Source organism: Streptomyces apricus, from assembly GCF_008369065.1.
Classification (GTDB): domain Bacteria; phylum Actinomycetota; class Actinomycetes; order Streptomycetales; family Streptomycetaceae; genus Streptomyces; species Streptomyces apricus.
The window spans coordinates 14,390-20,565 of sequence record NZ_VDFC01000080.1 but is presented as its reverse complement, the minus strand read 5'-3'; the positions used below and the strand labels follow the sequence as shown (position 1 = coordinate 20,565).

The following is a 6,176-nucleotide window of genomic DNA, read 5'->3' as shown; positions in this document are numbered from 1 at the left end:
GGTGCACGGTCTGGAGTGCGTGGCCGTCCTGTTCGGTAAATGTGGTGCGCAGCGCCTCGTGCCGGGACACCAGTGCGTCGAGGGCGGTGCGCAGGGCGGCCGTGTCGAGGGGGCCGCGCAGGCGCAGCAGGGACAGGGTCGTGTACTCGGTACCGCCCGGTTCGAAGCGGTCGAGGAACCACAGCCGCTGCTGCGCGTACGACAGCGGCGCCGGGGCGCCGGGGTCGGTGGCCGGGATGACATCGGCCGGAGCGGCGGCGTCCTGCGGGGGCTCGCCGAGCGCGGCGGCCAGGGCGGACAGCGTCGAGTGGGTGAACAGCAGCCGGGGCGAGACCTCCGCGCCGAAGGCGGCGCGCAGCCGCGAGACGACCCGGACGGCGAGGATCGAGTCGCCGCCGAGGGCGAAGAAGTCGTCGTCGACCCCCACGTCGTCGGCGTCCACGTCGAGGACGTCCGTCCAGGCGGCGGCGACCGCGCGCTCCGCCGGGGTGCGCGGCGCGATGCGCCCGGCGCCCGTGGCGAAGCCGTCCGGTCCGGGGGCGGGCAGGGCGCGCCGGTCGAGTTTGCCGTTGGCGGTCAGCGGCAGCGCCGCCAGCGGCACGTAGGCGGCGGGCACCATGTGCGCGGGCAGCAGCCGCTCCAGGTGGGTGCGCAGTCCGGCGGCGGAGGGTGGTGCGCCGCCGCCGCGGCCGACGACGTGGGCGACCAGCCGGCGGGTCCCCGAGCCGTCCTCGTAGACACCCACTGCCGCGTCGCCGACGTCCGGGTGGGTGTGCAGGGCGGCCTCGATCTCGCCGGGTTCGATGCGGTAGCCGCGGATCTTCACCTGCTGGTCGGCGCGGCCCAGGTACTCCAGGGTGCCGTCGGCCCGTCGGCGGGCCCGGTCGCCGGTGCGGTACATCCGCGTCCCCGGCGGGCCGAAGGGGTCGGCGGGGAACCGTGTGGCGGTCAGCCCCGGCCTCTTCAGGTAGCCGCGGGCCAGGCCCTCCCCCGCCACGTACATCTCGCCCACGGCGCCGGGCGGTACGGGGGCCAGGGTGTCGTCGAGGACGTACACGCGCAGGTCGGGGATGCCGGTGCCGATGGGGCTCGCGGCGCCGGTGCGGGCCGTCGTGCGGTCCAGCGCCTGGTGGGTGACGTGGACGGTGGTCTCGGTGATGCCGTACATGTTGACCAGGCGCGGTGCGGTGTCGGGGTGGCGCGCGTACCACTCGGCGAGCCGGTCGACGTCCAGGGCCTCGCCGCCGAAGACGACCGTGCGCAGGGCCAGTCGCGCGGAGACTTCCGGGTGTTCGGCGTCGGCGCGGGCCAGCGGGTAGAACGCGGAGGGCGTCTGGTTGAGGACGGTGACGCGTTCGTCGGCGAGCAGCCGCAGGAAGTCCTCCGGGGAGCGCGCGGTGTCCTCGGGGACGACGACGAGCCGGCCGCCGTGCAGCAGGGCGCCCCACAGCTCCCAGACGGAGAAGTCGAAGGCGTAGGAGTGGAACAGCGTCCACACGTCGCTCCCGTCGAAGCCGAACCAGTGGCGGGTCCGGGTGAACAGGCGTACGACGTTGGCGTGCGGGACGACCACGCCCTTGGGGCGGCCGGTCGAGCCGGAGGTGTAGGGGCGGCGGGCCAGGTCGGCCTGGGTGACCGGGTCGTCCAGGGCCACGACCGGGAGGGCGGCCCGTATCTGCCGCGTGGCCTCGGTGGTGGTCACCAGGGCCACCGGGTCGGCGTCCGCCAGCAGGTGGGCGACGCGTTCGGTGGGCAGCTTCGGGTCGAGGGGCAGGTAGGCGGCGCCCGTCTTGAGCACGGCCAGGACCGCGACCACCAGGTCCGCCGAGCGGGGCAGGGCGAGGGCCACGAACCGCTCGGGTCCGGCGCCGGACGCGGCCAGCAGGTGGGCGAGGCGGCCGGCCGCGGCGTCGAGCGCGGCGTAGTCGAGGCGGTCGGTGCCGCAGGTGACGGCGACGGCGTCGGGGGTGCGGGCGGCCTGGGCCTCGAACAGGTCGACCAGGGTGTCCGCCGGGCGGCCGTGCTCGGCGCCGTTGAGGTCGACGAGCATCCGGCGCCGTTCCCCGGCGGTCGTCCAGGCCAGGGCGCGCAGGGGCCGTCCGGGATGCTCGGCGATCTCCGTGAGGAGCAGGCGCAGCCGCCCGGCGAGCGCGCGGACGGTGCCGGCGTCGAACAGGTCCGGGTCGTGGGCGAGGTCGAAGCCGAGCCGCTCGCCCTGGTAGGCGCGCAGCACCAGCGGGTAGTTGGTGGCGTCCCGGGAGGTGACGTCCACCAGCCGCACTCCGGAGCCGGAGGTGCGGGCGGCGTCGAAGGGGTAGTTCTCGAAGGCGACCATGCTGTGGAAGAGCGGGGTGCCGGACGGCACGTCGCTGAGGGCGGTGAGTTCGGCCAGGGAGGCGGCCGCGAAGCGCCGTGACTGCGCCTGCGCGTCCTGCAGTTCACGCAGCCAGTCGACGGCCGGGCGGTGCCCGTCGACGCGGACGCGGGTGGGCACGGTGTTGATGAACATGCCCACCATCGACTCCACGCCGGGCAGGTCGTCGGGGCGGCCGGAGACGGTGGTGCCGAACACCACGTCCGGCTCGGCGCCGTAGCGGGACAGCAGCAGCGCCCAGGCGCCCTGTACCAGGGTGTTGACGGTCAGTCCGGCCCCGCGGGCGGTACGGGCCAGCGCGGCGGTCTCCGCGTCGGACAGCTCGGTGGTGTGGACGGCCGCCGACCGGGCCTCGTGCGCGCCGGTCAGGGGGCGGTCGACGGGCAGCGGTGTGGGGGTGGCGAATCCGGCGAGGGTCTCCCGCCAGTGGGTCCGCGCCGCGTCGGTGTCCTGGTCGGCCAGCCAGCGCACGTAGTCGGCGAACGGCCGGCGCACCGGCGGGTCGGGCTCGCTCCCCGCGGTGAGCGCCGCGTACTCCTCGCAGACCTCCGTCAGCACCTGGGCCAGGCTCCAGCCGTCCAGGACGAGGTGGTGGGAGGTCCACAGCAGGTGCAGCCGGGCGTCGGGCAGCCGGACCAGGGTGAGCCGCATCAGGGGCGCCGAGGTGAGGTCGATGCCCCGGGCGAGGTCGTCGGCGCGCAGCCGGTCGAAGCGGTCGGCGCGCTCGCGCGGGTCGGTGTCCCGCCAGTCGAGGTGGGTGAGGGGGACCCGCACGTCCCGGTGCACGACCTGCAGGGGCACGGGCACGTCCTGCCAGACCACCGAGGTCCGCAGCGCGGGGGTGCGGTCGGTGACCCGCTGCCAGGCCAGGGCGAAGGCGTGCGGGTCGGCCACGCCGTCCAGCAGGAGGGCGGCCTGGTCCACGTACACGTCGTCGGGGCCGCCGACCAGGCGGTGGAAGAGCATGCCCTCCTGGAGCGGGGTGAGCGGGAGCAGGTCCTCCACCGCGCGGCCGTCGCCGGCCAGGCGGTCCACGGCGCTCTGGTCCAGGCGCGCGAGGGGGAAATCGGAAGGGGTGCGGCCGCCCGCACCCGGCTGGGCGCAGTGCTCGGCGATCGCGGTCAGCGCCGCGACCATGCCCTGCGCCAGCTCCCCCACGGTGTCCGGGTCGTGGGCCCGGTCGCTGTAGTGCCAGGTGAGCTCCAGCTCGCCGTCGGCGACCACGGCGGAGATGTCGAGCAGGTGGTCCAGGGGCTCGTCCGCCGCCGTCTCCCGGCCGGGTACGTCCGCGGCCGGGACGAAGTCCGCGCCGGCGGCCGTCTCCCACTGCCCGTGGTAGGTGAAGCACACCTGGGGCAGCGGCAGGTCCCGCAGGGCGCGGGCGGCCGGGTCGGACGAGCCCAGCCTGGCCAGTGCCTCGTGACCGAGTCCGCGCCGGGGCACGGCCCGCAGCCGTTCCTTGACGGCCTTCAGCGTGCCGCCCCAGTCGGGTGCCTCCGGTGTGCCGGCCGGGGTGAGGGTGACCGGGTACCGGGTGGTGAACCAGCCCACCGTGCGGGACAGGTCCAGGTCCCCGGCGAGCTCCTCCTCGCGCCCGTGGCCCTCCAGGGCGACGCTCACCCGTTCGCCGCCCGTCCAGTCGGCGAGGACCCTGCTCAGCGCGCCGAGCAGGACGTCGTTGACCTGGGTGCGGTAGGCGGCGGGCACCCGGCGCAGCAGCGCCCCGGTGGTGGCGCGGTCGACCCGGGTGCGGACGGTGCGCACGGTTCCGGCGAGCGGGGTCCCCGGCCGGTCCACCGGCAGCGGGGTGCGGGGTTCGGCGGCCTCCGCGGTCCAGTACGGCAGGTCGTCGTCCAGGCCGCCGTCCCGCACCAGGCGGGAGAGGTGCGCGGCCCAGTCGGCGAACGGCGTGCCCACGGGCTCCAGTTGGACCGGCTCGCCCGCCGACGCCTGCCGGTAGGCCTGCTCCAGGTCGCCGAGCAGGATCCGCCAGGAGACGCTGTCCACGGCCAGGTGGTGGGCGGTGAGGAACAGCTGGGGGCGTTCGCCCGGGCGGGGTGCCATGTCGCGCGGGGGCAGGATCAGGGCGGCGCGCAGCAGGGCGCCGGCCGCCGGGTCGAGGGCGGCGCGGGCGGCGTCGGCGGCCGCGCGGCGGACCTCCGCGAAGTCCGTATCGGTGTCCACTTCGTGACGAGTCGTCAGTGCACTGGCCGACCCCTCGCCGGGGTGCTGGCGCCAGGTGTCGCCGGTGCGGGCGAAGCGGGTGCGCAGGGCCGGGTGGTGGGCGGCCAGCGCCTCCACGGCGCGTTCGAGGGCGGGTGCGTCGACGTCGTGCGGCAGGTCGAGCAACAGCGACATGCTGAAGGGCCGCAGGGCACCGTGCCGGTCGCCGTGGGTGGCGGCGTACCACTCCTGGACCGGGGTCAGCGGGGCGGGTCCGTCCTCGCGCGCCGGCCGGGGCGCGGGCACCTCGGCGGTGCGCCGGGACGCGGCGGCGGCCAGGTCGGCGACGGTCTGGTGGCGGAAGACGTCCTGCGAGGTCAGGTGGAGCCCGGCGGCGCGGGCGCGGGAGACGGCCTGGATGCTGAGGATGGAGTCGCCGCCGAGTTCGAAGAAGTTGTCGGTGACGCCCACGCGCGCGACGCCCAGCACCTCCGACCAGATGGCGGCCAGCCGTTCCTCCTGCGGGGTGCGCGGTGCGACGAACTCCCTTTCGCGCGGCGCCGCTTCGAGGTCGGGGGCGGGCAGGGCGCGGCGGTCCAGCTTGCCGCTGGTGGTCAGCGGCAGCGCGTCGAGGACGGTGAAGGACGAGGGCACCATGTGACCGGGCAGGACACGCCCGCAGGCGGTCCGCAGGTGCGCCGCGGTGGGCGTCGGCGCGCCGGCCGCCGGTACGACGTAGGCGGCCAGCCGCAGGTGGCCGTGCGCGTCGGGGACCGCGACGACCGCGGCGCCGGTGAGGTCCGGCAGGTCGAGGAGGGCCGCCTCCACCTCGCCGGGCTCGATGCGGTGGCCGCGCACCTTCACCTGGTCGTCGGCCCGTCCGAGGTGGTCGAGGCGTCCGTCGGCGGTCCAGCGGGCCAGGTCGCCCGTGCGGTACATGCGGGTCCCGGGCGGGCCGAACGGGTCGGCGAGGAAGCGCGCGGCGGTCAGGCCGGGCCGGTTCGCGTAACCGCGGGCCAGTTGCTCGCCGGCCAGGTACAGCTCACCGCCGACGCCCGGGGGCACCGGCTGGAGGCGGTCGTCGAGGACGTACGCGCCGACGCCGGGCAGCGGCCGGCCCACCAGGGGCCGCCCGTCGCCCTCGATGCGGCAGGCCGTGGCGTCGACCGTGCACTCGGTGGGGCCGTAGAAGTTGTACGCGGCCACGGCCGGCCGGCCGGCCAGCTCGCGCCACAGGGCGGGGCCGATCGCCTCGCCGCCGAGCATCAGGACGCGCGGGTGGTGGCGCGGGTCGTCGAGCAGCCCGGCGGGCAGCAGCTGGCGCAGGTAGGAGGGGGTCAGGTCGAGGAAGTCGATGCGGTGCCCGACGACGTACTCGACCAGGGCGGCGGCGTCGAGCCGGGTCGTCTCGTCGACCAGGTGCAGCGGGTGGCCGTCGGCCATCAGCAGCACGCCCTCCAGCGAGGTGTCGAAGGAGAAGGACGCGGTCAGCGCCACCCGCAGCGGGCCGCCGCCCGCGTCGGCGACGAAGCCCTCGCGGTGCGCGGCCAGCAGGCGGGCGAGCGAGCGGTGGGTCACGGCGACGCCCTTGGGGCGGCCGGTGGAGCCGGAGGTGTGGATGACGTACGCGGTGGTGTCC

At 76.2% G+C, this 6,176-nt stretch carries 1 protein-coding gene; it reads right to left on the bottom strand.

All coding sequences use genetic code 11. The annotated features are described in order from the left end of the window. Nucleotides 1-6,176 (bottom strand): non-ribosomal peptide synthetase (locus FGF04_RS35605; RefSeq protein WP_149515527.1); only part of this gene is annotated, 6,176 nt, incomplete at both ends.